This is a genomic window from Nostoc sp. (genome assembly GCF_036919895.1).
GTDB lineage: Bacteria > Cyanobacteriota > Cyanobacteriia > Cyanobacteriales > Nostocaceae > Nostoc.
Genome location: NZ_JBALBW010000065.1, coordinates 40,958 through 58,213 on the forward strand (window position 1 = coordinate 40,958; position 17,256 = coordinate 58,213).

Consider the following 17,256-nt stretch of genomic DNA (forward strand, 5'->3'; position numbering starts at 1 on the left):
TTTGAATTCTGCCTTGCGGTACTAGTCCCTATTCTTCCAGTAAGCTTCTCAACATCCAAGCTGTCTTTTCGTGTACTTGCATCCGTTGAGTTAATAAATCGGCAGTAGGTTCGTCGTTAACTTCCTCTGTGACGGGGAAAATAGACCGTGCAGTTCTGACTACGGCTTCTTGTCCTTCCACTAATAAGCGGATCATATCCACAGCTTTAGGAACTCCGAGTGTTTCTGGGATCGAACTCAGTTTGGCATATTCGCTGTAGGTTCCTGGTGCGGGATAGCCAAGCGCTCTAATTCTCTCGGCGATTAAATCAACTGCTAAGGCTAATTCTGTATACTGGGTTTCAAACATCAAATGTAAGGTTTGGAACATTGGCCCCGTTACATTCCAATGGAAATTATGAGTTTTCAGATACAGTGTATAAGTGTCAGCCAACAGACGAGATAAACCCTCGGCAATTTTAGCCCTACTAGCCTCGTCAATGCCGATATTTACATTTTTGACTGTTACTTTCGATGACATAATTTTCTCCTAATTAGGTTATATGTAATTGGGGATTGGAAATTCGGCATTAGGAATTGGGCTATTGGCAAGAAAATTAAGTCCCTATTCCCCATGCCCCATGCCCCATGCCTATTATCTATGCCAAGTGCATCTTTAAAACGCTGCGGGGTGCTTTACGGACTCTGGCTAAAACGGTTTCTTTGCCTAAACGCTGGCAAGCTTCATACCGATGGCAACCAGAAAAGCCATAATATTGTCCATCTACTTCTAGGACATCAATAGGTTCTTGCTGCCCAATCTCCGCAATCGATTCCATTAAGGCTTGTACTTTATTTGGATCGTTTGCACGGGGCAATGGTCGTTTTATCTGATTTAATGGAATTTCTTGGACTCTAACCATAAGGAGTTTATCCAACTAGTTCTGTTTTGTACCTTTAAGTAAATCATAGTCGTTATGACTTTGTTTTGCAATGGATATTTGGGGCAAAACTGGTAATGGTATCATTGGAGCACTCATGCGACAAAAAGACCGCGCTGCAAAGCAATTGGAAAATCAGCTCCAACGCCGCATTAAGGGGCAAAAGAGGCTCTCTGCGAGAAGAGGAACCGCCAACGCGAAGGATTACTTACTACCGCTTCTCTACGAGACGCTGTGCGAATGCTATCAGGTAGCCATGAAATTTTCGTTTTGGCGTTTTTCCCACACTGTGCTGACAACATTTTGTCTATTGGGTCTGACTGCTGCATCAGGGCCTGAGAGCGACATCCAGGGTATGGAATTGAAAATTGGGATTGTGCAGCGATTTGGCTCACAACCCACAGCCAAACTGCAACTGGAACCCACAAAAGGCGATCGCTTAAAGCTAAAATTTCAAGTGGGCAACAAGCTGCAAACCCTGGTAACAAAGAACCCCGTAAAGCTGGAAACAGTCATGCAAGCTTTACCCCAGCCAGATGTTGAAGAAATGGTAGTTTTAGGCACATACCGCACTTTTGAAACTGCGGAAGATAGTGCTAACAAATGGCGTTCTCAGGGAATAGAAGTGGAAATAGCCCAGCCAGAACGCTGGCAGGTTTGGGCTAAACGAGATGTTTATAGCACTCCTTTACTGCGACGCTTGCTTTTGCAGAACATCCAAGCTTCTATTAAAGAAAAAGTATATCTTGATACTAAAGTCTTAAAACAAGTGCCGCAAGTTAGTTGGGTGGTAGATGGTAAACGCTATAGCCCAAATGATTTAGAAATCAGCACTGATAAAAACTTGATTCGGGTGAATAAAAGCGAAAAACCAGAAAATGCTCGTCTTTATGCTGGGCAACTGAATTTGCAGCCAAATGCCTATGGCACATACACTCTAGTTAACCAAGTCCCCTTAGAAACTTATTTACGTGGGGTTGTACCTTACGAAATAGGCACGGATGCACCAACTGCGGCGCTAGAAGCCCAAGCAATTCTCGCCCGGACTTATGCTTTAAGAAATTTACGCAGGTTTGCCGCAGATAACTATCAGTTGTGTGCTGATACTCACTGCCAAGTTTATTATGGGCTAAATGGAGCGGCTGCTAAAACAGATCGAGCGATCGCCTCCACCAGAGGTAAGGTAGTAACTTATAAAAACGAACTAGTAGATGCCCTGTATTCTTCCACCACAGGTGGCGTTACTGCTTCCTTCAGCGATGTCTGGAATGGCGACGATCGCCCCTATCTGCGCCCTGTACTAGATGCTGCGACTAATTTTTGGGACTTGTCTAAGCAAAGTTTGGCAGATGAAAAGAACTTCCAGAAATTTATTAGTATCCAACAAGGATTTAATGAGAGCAAGTGGGATGCGTTTCGTTGGCATAAGGAAACCTCTTTAAAGGATATCATCAAGGACTTACAGAAATTTTTGCAGGTGAAAAACAGTCCCCATGCCAAATTTAAGACAATTCAGGCTATGGCAGTAGTGAAGCGGAGTGAGAGCGGACGCATCCTTGAACTCGCAGTTAAAACTGATAAAAGCACCTTTATTCTCCACAAAGACGAAGTTCGCAGTGCCTTTGCTGCTCCTACGAGTACGCTTTTTTACCTAGAACCTCTGAATAAGGGCAAAGCTGAACTGTGGGGATACGCTTTTATTGGTGGTGGATTAGGACATGGAGTTGGCTTAAGTCAAACTGGCGCTCAAAATCTAGCAAAATTAGGTTGGTCAAGTCCAAAAATTCTTCAATTCTACTATCCTGGTACTGAGATTCGAGTTCTTAATAAAGAGATTAAACCTTAAGCTAATCGCCATTTAACTTGCATCTATCTTTAGGTAGGAATAAAAATTAAGCAGGAACACAGTAAATTTGGTGTTCCTGCCTAATAGGAAATCAGGTTTTTTGTCAAAGAGGCTTTAAGAGGCACACACAACTTGGTGTTTAGTCCTCTAAGATTGAGACTTGTGGCGATCGCTCAGTTAAGAAGTTGAGCAACTATAATCACCAATTTAAATAGGTTTTTGGCTATTTAGTTTTGCTCTTAATAGAGTTCTTCTTCTTTGTGAGTTTCGATTGTCAGATTAGAAGTTGGGTAAGCAACACAGGTCAGTACATATCCAGCTTCGATTTGATCGTCATCTAAGAATGATTGATCGCCTTGATCGACTGTACCTGATACGAGTTTACCTGCACAAGTCGAGCAAGCACCAGCGCGGCAAGAGTAAGGCAGGTCAATACCAGCTTCTTCAGCAGCGTCTAGAATATAGGTATCGTCCTCAACATCAAGGGTTGTGTTCAGCCCTTCAGCCTCGTTGACTAGTGTCACTTTATAAGTTGGCATTGAATAATCCTCTCTTTTCTGAACGGCAGTATAAGTTATCTTAAGCCAAAGGTCGCGGCTGTTCTGTGGAATTAGCCGCTAGTTTATATTTGCTTCAATTCTGATACTACGAGAAAAATTAAACGATGTAACTGGAAATTGAACCCGATTAGTAATGAAATTTAGTTGCTTAATCCCGATAAGTTTTATTTATGTATTTACTGCCATAGTCGGGCTGTGATAATAAAAAACTATCCTTTAGCTAAGTAACTATGATTAAATTTGATGTTATTTAGATTTACCAAATGACTTTTCATTCATAAGATAAGATTTTTGTCAAGACAATCAAGAAACTTGAAAAAATTTGAAATCAAAAAATTTTCTCCAAAAACTCCGAGAATTTAAAGACGAACAAAAACCTATTTGTCAGTACGTAACATAATGGGTTTGTGCCAAATTTTTATATATCAGGATCATGTATAATTCAGGAGCAGCTTTGGAAAAAGCAAGAGTGCGTGTAGGTTTGGTAGGTACGGGGTATGCGGCAAAGTTCCGGGCTGAGGCATTGCTCCATGATGAGCGATCGCAGTTAATTGCAGTTGTTGGTCATACCGCAGAAAAAACAGAAGCCTTTGTCAAAGAGTACCCAATTGAAGCGTTGAGTTCTTGGCAAGAGCTAGTAAAGCGTGAAGATGTAGACCTGGTGGTAATTTGCACTGTGAATCGAGATCATGGTGCGATCGCTCGTGCAGCACTTACCAACGGCAAACATGTAATTGTAGAGTATCCCCTTTCGTTGGATGTAGTCGAAGCAGAGGAACTGATTGCCTTAGCCAAAACACAACAAAAACTCCTGCACGTAGAACATTTAGAACTTTTGGGTGGCTTGCATCAAGCCTTAAAGCAAAACTTAGCCAAAATTGGTGAAGTGTTTTATGTTCGCTACAGCACCATCAATCCCCAAAATCCTGCACCTCGCAAATGGACTTATAACCACGAGTTATTCGGCTTTCCCTTAATTGGGGGGCTGTCCCGCCTACATCGCCTCACCGATTTATTTGGTAAAGTATTTACTGTTAACTGTCACCAGCGATATTGGGAAATAGAACCGGAATATTACCAAACCTGTTTCTGCACTAGCGAAATCTGTTTTAACAGTGGACTTTTAGCCCAAGTAGTTTATGGCAAAGGTGAAAGTATATGGCAATCAGAACGCAAGTTTGAAGTTCACGGGGAAAAGGGTGGTTTGATTTTTGATGGCGACACAGGAATTTTCATCCAGCCAGGGGAAACAACAACTATAGAGGTTGGCCCTCGGCGGGGTTTGTTTGCCAAAGACACAAATATGGTGTTAGATCATCTTTTTGATGGCACTCCTTTGTACGTTACCCCAGAGGAGAGTTTATATACCTTAAAGGTTGCTGATGCTGCTCAAAGAGCTGCACAGACAGGGTTCACTATGTTTATGTAAATTTGTCTAGATAAAAGTTAATGAAAACTGAACTAATTGTTATTTTATCCCAACGAGAAATAGAGAAAATGCGTCAAGCTGGGCGTTTAGCAGCCAAACTTCTTCAGCATCTCGAACCGTTTGTCAAACCAGGGGTTAGCACTCTAGAACTAAATGATGAAGCCGAACGTTGGACGCAAGCGCATGGAGCAAAAAGCGCACCCCTTGGCTATAAGGGTTATCCGAAATCGATTTGCACCAGTGTAAATGAGGTAATTTGTCATGGCATTCCCAATGCCAAGCAGATTCTTAAAGAAGGTGACATTATCAATATTGATGTAACGCCCATTGTTGAAGGTTATCACGGCGATACATCTAAGACATTCTTTGTTGGTACACCTTCGGCAAAAACAAGGAAGCTGGTAGAGGTGACAGAGGAGTGTTTGCGCCTGGGTATTGTTGAAGTTAAACCTGGGGGACGCATTGGCGATATTGGTGCAGCTATTCAAGAGTATGCTGAAGGACAAGGCTTTTCTGTAGTGCGAGATTTCGTTGGACACGGCATCAGTAATATTTTTCATACTGCGCCGGATGTTCCGCATTATGGTACACGTGGGAAGGGTAAGCGTCTCAGACCAGGGATGGTTTTTACTATTGAGCCAATGATCAATGAAGGTACTTACGAAGTCGAAGTTCTCAGCGACAAGTGGACTGCGGTAACGCGCGATCGCAAGCTTTCTGCTCAATGCGAGCATACCTTAGCTGTAACTGAAGATGGCGTTGAAATTCTAACTTTACCTGAAGTTAAAAAGTAAAAAGATAAAAGTTAAAAGTTAAAAATAAAGCAAAATATGGAGGTAAGATTATGACCCAAGTGTTGCCCAAATTACTCACCTTCAATGAATTTATTGAATGGTATCCCAATGATGGAAAACGCTATGAATTGCACAAAGGAGTAATTATTGAAATGCCACCCCCAATTGGTTCCCATGAGAAAGTTATTGCGTTTTTGTCGCGGAAATTAACCGTAGAGTTTGATCGTCTTGATTTACCCTACGGAATTCCCAAAACCGTATTGATCCAAACTCCTTCTGCCGAATCTGCTTACTCGCCTGATGTATTGCTGCTAAATCTTGATAATCTCGAGAATGAACCGCTTTTTCAAAAACAGTCAACAGTAAGCCAAGCAGCATCGGTTCCAATAGTTATTGAGATTGTTTCAAGTAACTGGCGAGATGATTACTACAATAAATTTAGGGATTATGAGGAAATGAGCATTCCCGAATATTGGATTGCTGATTATGCTGCATTGGGTGCAAGAAAGTTTATCGGTAATCCCAAACAACCTACTATTTTTGTATGCGAATTAGTTGATGGTGAATATCAAATGACATCATTTCAAGGTAACACCGCGATTTCATCACCTACCTTTCCTCAATTAAATTTAACTGCACAGCAGATTTTTAATGCGGCTAACTAATTTTTTATAACTATTTTCCCAACCTATTCGGAATACCTTCACAACCACCAGGGATAGTAACTCTCGTTTTTTCGCCACCCCAACTGCAACAGTAGCAACGCGCCGACTCAGACATCCGTTGCACATTGCTGAAATCGGCATTTTCTACCACAGCGCCAGTGTGTTCGCCGGTTTCATAATCTGGTCGTTCAGTCCGACTCCGGGGTGATGCTTTGTCCACTGTACCGTAGAATAAGCGAATCCCGTTCAGGTCAGCACCGCTAAGATTAGCGTAATATAAAATTGTGCGGGAGAGGTTAGCTTTAACTAAATCACAACCAACCAGATTAGCGCGGACAAGATTTGCTTCACTTAGGTCAGTCCAACGCAAATCATTACCAGAAAGGTCTGCTGCGGCTAGCGTTACGCCTAAATCGATGACGCGCACACCTTCTAGGCGGTCTTCTGCATATCCGCCACTTCCGTCAAGAATGGCTCGACCTAATCGACCATCGCGCTTTAGAGGTGACAGCAACTTGGAACGTGAGAGAAAGCGGAGAATTTTTGCTTTACCACTACCATCGACACTACTTAAAATTGCCGCAGTGCGTCCTTCAGCGATCGCTCTTTCTTGAGGCCAATCTTCTAATAATCCTTCTTCATCTAATACTAAGTCTGAAACACCTTGGAAATAGGAATCAATTGTTTGTTGCTGGGTAATAATATTTTGCTGAACTGTGAGTAGGTTTTGCTGAATTGTCAAGTCTTTGGAAATTACATATTGTCGCCAAGCTACATAGACGGCAATGATGGCGATGAGAATTTGTCCCAAAGCGCCAAACCAATCTGCTAGGGTTCCAGCAATAGCCCAGTTAATTTGGCGTGCTACAACAAGTAAGCGATCGCCTATACCTGTGAACCGAATCAAACCAACGATCGCTACTATTAGTCCCAAAAAGGCCACAAACAGGGTGCGTTCTTGGGGTGAAAACCACTCGTTGAAAACTTCTTGGAACCAGGGCAATAATATCGCTAAAGATAACAGCAAAGCTATCAGCGTTCCAATAATGCCGACGATCCAGTTATTGAAGATAATTCCGATGAAAGTGATGGCGATCGCTATTAGAGTAATTAGCAATGCTCTCGGTTTAACTGTGAATTGGTTGGTAATGGGTTGCTTGAACTCGGAACGGGCTTGTTGTAGAGCAATTGTATGTTGCGGAGATTGTAAAGATCCAATCACCGCTAGTACTTCTGAGGTTAAGTTTTTCTTAGTTGAAGTACCGTCAAAGTCATCCGGTTGTAAGTCGTTTTCAGGAACTGGTTCTGGGGTTGGTAGATTAGGGGAATCGGATTCAATTGTCATGTTTTCTATTTTGCTCCCTCAATCCAAATTATGCAGCGTTCCTACCGCAGAAAATTCATGAACTACTTAAGATTTCGCTTCGCTAGATTCAAAGTTTCTGAAATTTCAGCTGTTGAACTTGCTAAAGCCTCCACAATATTGTCCTTTTAGCAATTTTTCAACATTCCCGACCCGTTCAAAATCCGTTACAGTGAGTCTAGCGCTGTAGACGGATTTCACAATTTATAATAAGTTTTTGAGAAAAAGCGAAAAACTAGACTAGGCAATAAATACAGATGATCCGACCGCGTAAGGTCTTTGCTCAACATTGGCTCAAAAGTGAAAAGGCACTCGACGCAATTATTCGAGCAGCAGAGTGTACAGAAAGCGATGGCTCCGCCAACGCCAAGGGCGAACGCGTCCTAGAAATTGGCCCTGGAACCGGCATTCTAACTCGTCGTTTATTGCCCTTAGTCCAATCTCTGATTGCAGTTGAAATAGACCGCGACTTATGCCACCTGTTGTCAAAACAACTGGGCAAGACTGAAAATTTCTTATTGCTGCAAGGCGATTTTCTCACCCTAGATTTACCATCTTATTTGGTAGCCTTTCCCAATTTCCAAAAGCCAAATAAAGTAGTAGCCAATATTCCCTACAACATTACAGGGCCAATCATTGAAAAACTACTGGGGACGATCGCCAACCCCAACCCCGAACCATTTGACTCAATAGTGTTGTTGGTACAAAAAGAAGTCGCAGAAAGATTGTATGCTAAACCAGGGTCAAAAACCTTTGGGGCGTTGAGCGTGCGGGTCCAGTATTTGGCCGAGTGTGAGTTAATTTGCACCGTTCCAGCAGCCGCATTCCATCCACCGCCAAAAGTCGATTCAGCAGTGGTGCGATTGCGCCCCCGAAAAATAGAAATACCAGCACTTAATCCCCGACAGTTAGAGACTTTCTTAAAACTGGGGTTTGGTGCCAAGCGCAAAATGTTACGAAATAATTTGCAATCTGTTATAGAACGCGATCGCTTGAGCCACTTACTGGAACAATTAAAAATAAATCCCCAAGCCAGAGCCGAAGATATCAGCGTTCAGCAATGGGTAATTCTAGCAAATGAACTAGGAGTGGGCAGCAAGGAATAGGGGACATTCCCAATTTCCAATTCCCCATTCCCCCATTCCCCATTCTTATAAAATGCGTTCCTACAGCCTAATTGCCCCTGCTAAAATCAACTTGTATCTGGAAATCATTGGCGATGGCCCCGATGGCTATCACGAGTTAGCCATGATACTTCAAAGTATTGGACTTGCAGATCAAGTTGATGTGCGTTCTATCACCACTGACAGCATTCGCGTTCACTGCAACCACCCACAAGTACCGACAGATAAAAGTAATCTGGCATACCGAGCAGCAGAATTAATGGTAAAGCAATTTCCCGAAGCCTTCGCTAAATATGGGGGTGTGGAGATTACCGTCAATAAGCAGATTCCTGTAGCGGCTGGGTTGGCTGGGGGTTCGACTAATGCAGCAGCTGTGCTGGTAGGGATAGATTTACTGTGGAAGTTGGGATTAACTCAGTCAGAATTAGAGGAGTTGGGAGGCACACTTGGTTCAGATGTCCCCTTTTGTGTAGCGGGTGGAACTGCGATCGCAACAGGTAGAGGCGAACAACTTTCTCCCCTGCCGAGTTTAGATAATATATATATAGTATTGGGGAAATACCGCAGTCTGGAAGTTTCCACACCTTGGGCATACAAAACCTATCGGCAGCAATTTGGTCATTCTTATATTAGAGATAGTGATAACTTGGCAGCACGTGCTAACGCAGTTCATTCAGGAGCAATAGTTAAAGCTATCCTGGATAAAGATCCGAGAGAAATTGCCCAAAAATTGCACAATGATTTAGAGCGCGTGGTATTGCCAGCCTATCCCCAAGTCTTGCAGTTACGAGAAGTGTTTGCAAATCAAGAAGGCGTTTTAGGAACAATGATGTCTGGTTCTGGGCCAACAGTATTTGCTCTGTTTGAGTCTCAACAGCAAGCAGAACTAGTTTTGCGGCAAGTCAGGGAAGCAATTCTTGATGAAGATTTGGAATTGTTTGTAACTCGGACAATCACACATGGTATTAAAGTGTCATTGTCTGTTTAAATAATTATTTTTCGCTAATGAAGCGAAGGCAATAGACAAGAACATTTTAAATCGCCCAATCGAAAATAGTATGAGTGACCAAAATTTAACACCACAAACAGAAACTAAAACACCGGCAACAGCGAGTCCGTTACGCTGTTTTACTGGGGCAGTAATTTCTGGGGGAATGGGATATGCAATGTATTCGCTGATGATTGCGATCGCTACAAATTTTGCTGCTAAACCTGTCCATTCAATTAATCCATTGGTAATTAAGATTTCTTCTGCTGTTCGGACTTTGGTTGTTGGTGTAGTTGCTTTAGGAAGCGGGATATTTGGTATAGTAGCAATTGGTTTGTTGGCTTTGGGAGTGCAATTATTAGTTCAAGAGTTGACTAAGCAAAAAAGTAGTGAAAACTAGCAATTAGGGTTAATAGGAATTAACAACTAAAGTCTAGAATATTTTAGCGTCAATATTTCCTTTGCTACACTCGTCCTTCTTATAGTCAAGCTTTTTAAAAGTGGTTTGTTGTCAGATATCGCTCTTTAAAAAGGAGATTTTTTAATTTGGGTGTATAGTGTAACCTTTGACTTTAACAGATTTCGGGTTGACACTTTATAGACTGGCCGAAAATTAACAATTTTATACGGAATTCATTCCAGCGACACTGAAGTTGATAGCAACAACATCATTTATGTATGAGCAAAATTATGAACACACCCAAAAAATATTTTTTACCCCTTATTTTTGCGACAATCTTTGTCAGCCTCAGCAGTTGTAGTTCTAACCCCACCGTTCGTAATATTGAAAGCGGAACGCCATCCCCTACGACAACACCGACAACACCAACGAATAGCGTCTCTTCTCAAACTCCCAGCCAGATTCCTAGCGTAGCTCAGTTGAGAGAAAAATCTCCTAGTCCAGAATCTCCCAAAGAAAAGACACCTTCCTCATCAACTAAAGCTGTTACTGGCAAAACTACTAATGTCACACTATATACAAGTGATGCCCAGTGCCAAGAACTAATTCCCGAAAAGGTTTCTATACCAGCCGAAGAACCTGTGAAAAATGCAGTAAGTAAAATTTTAGAGAAACGAGATACAAGCGATTTTAGCTTGTCTGGATATCGTGTCAATATCAAAAATGGCATTGCTACAGTTGATTTGCGAATATCTCCTGAGTCGAAGCGGCAATTAGCTTCTCTTTCTAGTTGCGAACAGTTTGCTCTGTTTGGCAGTCTCCGCAAAACCTTAACTAGTAATGCTCAATGGAATATAAAAGAGGTTCGCTTCACCGAGGCAGGTAAGGACATTGTTCTTTAGTTAAATATGATAGTAAGTGCTGTCATTAGGTAGCTAAAAAGATTTTTCAATCTGAACAGCTATCAGATAAAAATATCCATCAGCAGTTATTAAAACAGTGTATATTCTAGCCAATTGAAAACAGCTATAAATAGTGGTATAATTGCTCTTATATTTAAATTATCTGGCAGCAATTCGCGGGTGTAATTCAGTGGTAGAATGTCATCTTCCCATGTTGATCGTCGTGGGTTCGAGTCCCATCACCCGCTTTAAAACTTAGGTACATTAACTAATTATTTGTCAATTCTAAAAAATTGGTGTCAGTTTTAACAAATTAAAGACAGAAACGGCACTCCAAAACCAATCAAACCCATCCCAAAATTTATCTGACTTGCGTTCGAGTTGCAATGACCACCACCAAGCTTCTTTGGGAGGGTTAAAGCTAGTTTGTCAGTCAGCAGTTTTGCAGATGATAGCGATCGCTCTTTTGCATTGTAGTTAGCATTGCTTGTCATACCCCTTGCGCTTTGTTGAGATGATGCTCTTGCATATTTCGGTAGAATTCCATTATTAATTCTCTGCCCATATAGCTTTTCCTAATCAGGTATATCATAGCCCTCTCCTCGCTTGCGGGGAGAGGTTGGGGGTGGGGTTCTTGTATCTCACCAGACCGGGAAACGCGATAAAGAAACAAGAACACTAGGAATACCAGGCGTTATAAACGCACGGGATAACCCGATGATTCCTCCACCCGTGATTTATCTTCTAGGTTTATCACACTCAATCAGCTGACAAAAAAGATAGGGGCATAAAACGGGGTAAAGCCAGTACCACGCAAAAATTCAGACTTGGGGATGTATCGAAGGCAGCCACGATGATAGCCGAGATTAAGAAGATAATTTTTTAAGCTTAAATGTCATGAAACCATGACTATTTTGTAATTCTTATCATTGGCTGCTATTTTTCTCACTCATTCCACAGGGTTTCCACAGGGATTTTAGCAGTTTTCCACAGGCTGACAACGAACTAATGGGCTTCTTACCCTCTGGCTGGGGATTGTGAATTAACAGTGCCAAGGAACTTCAATGACTGAGTTTTTATAAATAAAAGTAACGAAAAATAGACTCAAGTGCTGATTATTTCGTTCGGATTTATTTTTTATACAATCGTTTTTAACATTTCGCAGCATTGACAAACCCACCCCCTCTTAGCGCACAATGATTCGGCTTGCTTTTGTAATTCGTTCAACCGTTGGCATCAAATGTGTAAAATATATTACCACCAGATGTAAGCGCAGATTGTCGAACTGGCAAAAGAGTGGTGAGGAAGCCTGATTGCCACTTCACCGCAAGCAACTTGTCCCTCTTGATTATCCTCATAGGAGGAAAATCTCATGAAATCAACGGTTAGCATCTTTACAGAAATTCCCGAAACACTCCACGAATCCTTAAAAAACTACTTAGAAACCCATCCTGATTGGGATGAGAACAGGGTATTGACGGCGGCACTATCATTGTTTTTACTCCAAAATGGAGATAGCGATCGCCGTGCTGCCCGAGTCTATCTGGAAACTTTGTTCCACCACTCCTCAGTAGAAACGCCTGTCATCGATTCACCCGCAACAGCTAATCTATTAGACACCCCATAGGTACGGGCGTTATTTTGGCTCATAGCCTAATGTGGGCACGGTTTACCGTGCCCTATCAATTAAAAAAATGCCCCTGTCTTTGTACTTAGGTCTTAATTTTACGGTTGAAGCAATACAAAATTAAATATACATTGTCATTGCGAGTAGAGTGGAGCCAAGTGATCAATCGCAAAGGCTTGGGATTGCTTCACTTAGTACCCTTCTCCTTCGGAGACGCTACGCGAACGGGAACGCCAAGGACGAACGCAATGACAATGTATGTTTTTACATACGCACTTACTTAACCAGCTTTAGCTAAGAAATATTTTCCAGTGGACTCTCTTCCTTGTCCACTATTTTAAACAGATAAACGAATATCTCAAATAACAGCCTGGTCTGTATTTGAGCAATATCTACCTATGTTCGATTGTCTAAATTTGTCTTTTACTAAAGCCGAAAAAAATTCACTAAATCATTACCCCAAGAGTTAACAGTCAAGAGTTAAAAAACTCTAGACTATAAACTCAGGACTTTGCTTCCAGATGTTGGGGGTGAGCAGGAGATTCAAACTTATACCCTACGCCACGTACAGTTTGAATTAATGCTGGCTGACTAGCATCAATTTCAATCTTCTTGCGAATTTGACCAATATGTACATCTACAACCCGTTGGTCGCCGACATATTCATAGTCCCATACCTCTTGGATTAGTTCTGCACGCCGCCAAACTCGACCTGGATGACTTGCTAAAAAATGCAACAAGTCAAATTCCAGAGCAGTTAAAGGTACTGCTTGGTTATTAAGTGCTACCTCCCGCCGCACCGGATCGATCATCAGTTTTTCAAATACCAAGCGTTTCTGCTCGGCAGTAGTTATCACTCGCTGACGTCTTAAAATAGCTCCGACTCTGACTTCTAGCTCTCCTAGTCCAAAAGGCTTGGTGAGATAGTCGTCAGCACCTTTAGCAAAGCCGCGAATTTTGTCAGCTTCGTCAGCACGGCTAGTCAACATCAGAACAAAAACACCATTACGACTTTGCATCTCTTGGCAGAGGTTAAACCCTGTTACATCTGGTAAATTCACATCTAGAATCACCAAATCAGGGTTAAATTGCTCAAATAGATTTAAGGCTGTCTTTCCATCTTCGGCAGCCTCCACCTGATAGTTCTGCTTAATCAAAAAGCGTTGGATTAAATTCCGAACCGCAGGGTCGTCGTCAACTACAAGAATCTTGGCAGGAGCCATGACCATTATTTTGCACAAAAATTCGTAAGATTAACAAGAGGGGTTGCGTAAAAACGCAGTTGCCACTTTGGGACTAACTAAGAATCTACATAGCTACAGTATGAGAATCCCGATCGTTTAAAAATAAATACTGCGATCGAGATTGTAGGCGATGAGAACGTGAAACTCATGTTAGCCACAGTATATAAGTACTCTGACTTTAGCCGCAATAGTTCTTGACACCAAAACACCTTCTCAATCCCAGTTAGGTGGCAACTTAAAACGTTTCAATTTTAAATCGATATGCGGATATATACCACAAGCGATTATTCAGTATAATTAAAAAAACTCTACTAAGGCACTGTAAGTTGCCAAATTTGAAACAGTAAAGTAGATTTCTTCATAAAAACTATGCATTTTAGGTACTCTCCGTTCAAATTCTAGATTAGAGCCAGAATTAGACAATCGACATGAGGGTATACACGGAGTTATAGCGATATGTTAAAGTGACTATAGTTGAAATTACAAAGCAAATCAAACTAACACGTGCTACTATCCTCGTAGGGCACAAAGTAGGTTGGGACTTTAGTTTCGACCAAAAAAACCTAAAGCTGTTTTTTTATTCGACAAAAGACTGCTGCTGACTGAGGCTGAAGTAACAAACTCCCATGAGCGATCAAAATCCCTACGAAAAACTTGGGGTATCAGAAGAGGCTAGCTTCGATGAAATTCAGGATGCTCGTAATCGCCTATTCGAGCAACATGGTGGCGATGCCAAGCATTTAGAAGTAATTGAAGCGGCTTACGATGCGATTTTAATGGATCGCTTACGGATGCGCCAGGAAGGTAAAATTAAAGTCCCTGAACGTATCCGGTTTCCAGAGTTGCGAGTGCAATCACCTCCTACAGAGAGTCCAACTCCTCGTGAGCAGTCACCTGCATGGCTGCAACGGATGCTGGATCAGCCAACACCTGCCGATATACTTTTACCAGGAGCTTGGTTTCTGGGTTTGAGTTCTATCAGCTTGTTTTACCCAGAGGGAGGCCAGCAGGTTTTGCAGTTAGCATTGGTGGTTGGGGTAGGTACCAGTATTTACTTTCTAAATCGCAAAGAAGGCAAATTTGGCCGGGCAGTTTTGTTTACCCTGATAAGTTTAATCATAGGCTTAATCGCTGGGGGACTAGTTGCTAGCTGGCTTCTACCACAAATATCGTTCATCACTCTGGGAACGAATCAGTTTTCTACTGTAGTGACGTTTATATTATTGTGGTTGGTTAGTAGCTTTCTCCGGTAAACCGCCAACTGTAAGCAAGTTTCTATAAAGAATACATGTCTTTTGTGTGTTCTTCTCAAATAAGAGGTTCAGGAGTCAGAATACCCATTCTGACTCCTACTTTAATTTGCAAGCTGAATACTGATTAATTCAATCTGTCTGTTGCAACTACAAAGCCTTTTTAGACAAGGCGTTTAGGTTTTAGAACTAAATCTACAGCAGTGCTGAAATCCTTAACGATTAAGTCAGGGTGGTAGAGTTCCAATTGGGTGCGATCGCGGATACCACATTCCACAGCCATCACCTTAATACTATAATTTTTAGCAGCAGTGATATCGGCTTCCGTATCTCCCACCATCCAAGTATCAGCTGCTGGGGGCAGTTCTTGTAATGCCCTAGCCATTAATAAAGGCTTATCTTCAATATCACGAGTTTTAACGTAGTCGTTACTGAGGCAATAACAACGATTTTCTGGGAAAAATCTCCCTAAATCGTATTTTTTAAAAGCATAATCTAGTTCTCGAACTCGGCGCATAGTCATAACTGCTAAATCAATTCCAGCTTGTTGAATTTTTAACAGTGCATCCACAGCACCAGGCGCGAGAGTATCATAGTTGAAATAATGTTCTGTATGCACAGTTTCCCGCCGCAACTGGGCAAATTCTTGGGCTTGGGCTTCGTCTAACCCTGAATTTAAAGCGATTTGTTTTTCGGGAATGCGCGATCGCTTTAACTGCCAAAATTCCGCTTTCGGAAGTTCTTGCACTACTTGGTTTGGGCGACGGGTTTTCTCTAAGCAGAATTGATAAACGCGGTAGTATCGTTCGGAAACATCAATAATTGGGCCGTCGAAGTCAGTAATCAGTCTTAGCATCGGCGGAAAATGTTAATTTTTATTAAAATTATCTCAGATGTTTGGCTATTTTTCGAGAGCATCAACTCTGGTTATTAGTAATACGCTCAATAAACTCAAGGCTGCACTAATGATAAACATAAACGTATATCCCGTAGCGCTGGCGATCGCACCGCTAAGAACTGAAGCAGCAATTCCGCCAATGTATACTACTGATACCTGAAATGTATAATCAGTAGCGGCTGTTGCAGGTTCGCATTTATCCATCATGGCACTTAGTAATGCAGTATATGCCATACTTTGGGCTGCATTGACTGTTATACACACAGCATACAGCACGGGTAAACTACTGATACCAATTGCAGGTATGATATACAAAAGTGTCACCATGCTAGCGGCAAAGCCAAATAGAGCTAGAGAACGTAATCTTCCCAAGTGGGTAATCAAAACTCCTGCAATCAAAGCACTAACAATACGGACACTGTAACTGACAATACCCAACATTAAGCCAATATCTGAGAGCGATAAGCCTCTATCAACAAAAAGTGGACGAAGCATTGTACCTGACATCATTTCGCCTCCCATATATAGCAATACTACAAAAAGCCACGGTAATGCTTTGGGACGCGAGAGAAAGTTGATAAAAGGTTGAAAATAAGATTTAAAAAAGTTCGATTTCTGAGATTTATTACTAACTTGTTCTTGATGCAATAGTACTGGAATTAAAGTCAGTAAAATTATAACTGACATGATTATCAAGCTATACCGCCAGCCGATTCTATCTAGTAGAATCAGCGCTCCACCTCCACCAATAATTCCGCCAAAAACATTTCCCCCGGCTTGAATAGCGTTTCCTAATCCTCTTTCTCGCGGTTCGAGCAAATTTACTGCTAACGCATCAGTTGCAATGTCTTGGCTGGAGGAAAATAAAAAAGCGAGAAACATACAAAAAACTAAGATATTGAAATTCTCTCGAATATCAATAAATGCACATCCAAATGTTACAAGCGCTAACAAAACTTGAAAACAGATAATCCAACCGCGATAATGTCCTAACTTTGGCAAACGGTAGCGGTCAATAAAAGGCGACCACAGAAATTTTAACGCTGAGGGTAGAATGAGAAAACTTAACAACCCGATAGCATCCAGCGACATATTTTGTTGTCGCATAAAAACAGGTACGGTTTGGATAAAAAAGGTTGTCGGAATGAATTGAGTAGTATAAAGTGCGGCGAGGAGGATTAATTTAGCAAGCATGGCGATGTGCGGAGGATAACAAATCAAAAATAGCGACAGGAAAGATAATTTT

Annotated in this window: 17 protein-coding genes, 1 tRNA gene and 1 pseudogene; 11 read left to right on the forward strand and 8 right to left on the reverse strand. The window is 41.7% G+C overall.

The window, feature by feature from the left end:
* Positions 1-28: 28 nt before the first annotated feature.
* Positions 29-520: a Dps family protein gene (locus tag V7K55_RS11790; protein WP_094329375.1), complete on the reverse strand. Its 492-nt coding sequence runs from the start codon at positions 518-520 to the stop codon at positions 29-31.
* A gap of 118 nt (positions 521-638) precedes the next feature.
* Entirely contained in the window at positions 639-902 is a 264-nt protein-coding gene (locus V7K55_RS11795) for a ParB N-terminal domain-containing protein (RefSeq protein ID WP_012410090.1), read from the reverse strand.
* A 115-nt stretch (positions 903-1,017) separates the two neighbouring features.
* On the opposite strand from V7K55_RS11795, the gene V7K55_RS11800 reads away from it, so the two are divergent.
* Positions 1,018-2,766, forward strand: a complete 1,749-nt coding sequence (locus V7K55_RS11800; protein WP_442949086.1) for a SpoIID/LytB domain-containing protein — start codon at positions 1,018-1,020, stop codon at positions 2,764-2,766.
* Positions 2,767-3,005: 239 nt separating this feature from the next.
* Here the strand turns inward: V7K55_RS11800 and V7K55_RS11805 are convergent, their stop codons facing one another.
* Positions 3,006-3,305, reverse strand: coding sequence for a ferredoxin (locus tag V7K55_RS11805; protein WP_334831389.1), 300 nt, complete (start codon positions 3,303-3,305; stop codon positions 3,006-3,008).
* 454 nt (positions 3,306-3,759) lie between these two features.
* Between V7K55_RS11805 and V7K55_RS11810 the strand changes: the two genes are divergently transcribed.
* Genes V7K55_RS11810 through V7K55_RS11820 form a run of 3 tightly spaced genes read left to right on the forward strand, consistent with a single transcriptional unit; the run spans position 3,760 to position 6,214 of the window.
* On the forward strand, positions 3,760-4,755 hold the full coding sequence (locus V7K55_RS11810) for a Gfo/Idh/MocA family protein (RefSeq protein ID WP_334831391.1): 996 nt from the start codon (positions 3,760-3,762) through the stop codon (positions 4,753-4,755).
* Between the two features lie 20 nt (positions 4,756-4,775).
* Positions 4,776-5,549, forward strand: a complete 774-nt coding sequence (gene map / locus V7K55_RS11815) for a type I methionyl aminopeptidase (protein ID WP_334831393.1) — start codon at positions 4,776-4,778, stop codon at positions 5,547-5,549.
* A gap of 50 nt (positions 5,550-5,599) precedes the next feature.
* Entirely contained in the window at positions 5,600-6,214 is a 615-nt protein-coding gene (locus tag V7K55_RS11820) for a Uma2 family endonuclease (protein WP_334831395.1), read from the forward strand.
* Positions 6,215-6,224: 10 nt separating this feature from the next.
* Here the strand turns inward: V7K55_RS11820 and V7K55_RS11825 are convergent, their stop codons facing one another.
* The gene (locus V7K55_RS11825; RefSeq protein WP_334831397.1) at positions 6,225-7,559 is read right to left on the reverse strand and encodes a pentapeptide repeat-containing protein; all 1,335 of its coding nucleotides are present in this window, start codon (positions 7,557-7,559) and stop codon (positions 6,225-6,227) included.
* 275 nt (positions 7,560-7,834) lie between these two features.
* Between V7K55_RS11825 and rsmA the strand changes: the two genes are divergently transcribed.
* From rsmA to V7K55_RS11850, 5 genes are all read left to right on the forward strand, one after another.
* Positions 7,835-8,683: a 16S rRNA (adenine(1518)-N(6)/adenine(1519)-N(6))-dimethyltransferase RsmA gene (rsmA, locus tag V7K55_RS11830; protein WP_334831399.1), complete on the forward strand. Its 849-nt coding sequence runs from the start codon at positions 7,835-7,837 to the stop codon at positions 8,681-8,683.
* Between the two features lie 52 nt (positions 8,684-8,735).
* Positions 8,736-9,689 (forward strand): 4-(cytidine 5'-diphospho)-2-C-methyl-D-erythritol kinase, encoded by a 954-nt coding sequence (ispE, locus tag V7K55_RS11835; RefSeq protein ID WP_334831401.1) that lies wholly within the window; start codon positions 8,736-8,738, stop codon positions 9,687-9,689.
* A gap of 70 nt (positions 9,690-9,759) precedes the next feature.
* Complete coding sequence (locus tag V7K55_RS11840) at positions 9,760-10,089, forward strand: DUF3082 domain-containing protein (RefSeq protein ID WP_334831403.1); 330 nt, start codon at positions 9,760-9,762, stop codon at positions 10,087-10,089.
* A gap of 278 nt (positions 10,090-10,367) precedes the next feature.
* Entirely contained in the window at positions 10,368-10,991 is a 624-nt protein-coding gene (locus V7K55_RS11845) for a sporulation/spore germination protein (RefSeq protein ID WP_334831405.1), read from the forward strand.
* Between the two features lie 176 nt (positions 10,992-11,167).
* Positions 11,168-11,239, forward strand: a tRNA-Gly gene (locus tag V7K55_RS11850).
* A 57-nt stretch (positions 11,240-11,296) separates the two neighbouring features.
* On the opposite strand, the gene V7K55_RS11855 is transcribed toward V7K55_RS11850, so the two are convergent.
* On the reverse strand, positions 11,297-11,485 hold the full coding sequence (locus V7K55_RS11855) for a hypothetical protein (protein ID WP_334831407.1): 189 nt from the start codon (positions 11,483-11,485) through the stop codon (positions 11,297-11,299).
* Positions 11,486-12,363: 878 nt separating this feature from the next.
* Here V7K55_RS11855 and V7K55_RS11860 point away from each other — a divergent pair.
* Positions 12,364-12,555, forward strand: a pseudogene (locus V7K55_RS11860) (DUF2811 domain-containing protein); the annotation flags it as partial.
* Positions 12,556-13,121: 566 nt separating this feature from the next.
* Here the strand turns inward: V7K55_RS11860 and V7K55_RS11865 are convergent.
* Positions 13,122-13,841 (reverse strand): response regulator transcription factor, encoded by a 720-nt coding sequence (locus V7K55_RS11865; RefSeq protein ID WP_094348795.1) that lies wholly within the window; start codon positions 13,839-13,841, stop codon positions 13,122-13,124.
* 647 nt (positions 13,842-14,488) lie between these two features.
* Between V7K55_RS11865 and V7K55_RS11870 the strand changes: the two genes are divergently transcribed.
* Positions 14,489-15,115, forward strand: coding sequence for a CPP1-like family protein (locus V7K55_RS11870; RefSeq protein WP_334831410.1), 627 nt, complete (start codon positions 14,489-14,491; stop codon positions 15,113-15,115).
* 160 nt (positions 15,116-15,275) lie between these two features.
* Here V7K55_RS11870 and V7K55_RS11875 read toward each other — a convergent pair whose 3' ends face one another.
* Positions 15,276-15,968 (reverse strand): HAD family hydrolase, encoded by a 693-nt coding sequence (locus V7K55_RS11875; RefSeq protein ID WP_334831411.1) that lies wholly within the window; start codon positions 15,966-15,968, stop codon positions 15,276-15,278.
* Positions 15,969-16,013: 45 nt separating this feature from the next.
* Positions 16,014-17,204, reverse strand: coding sequence for an MFS transporter (locus V7K55_RS11880; RefSeq protein WP_334831413.1), 1,191 nt, complete (start codon positions 17,202-17,204; stop codon positions 16,014-16,016).
* Between the last annotated feature and the right edge of the window lie 52 nt (positions 17,205-17,256).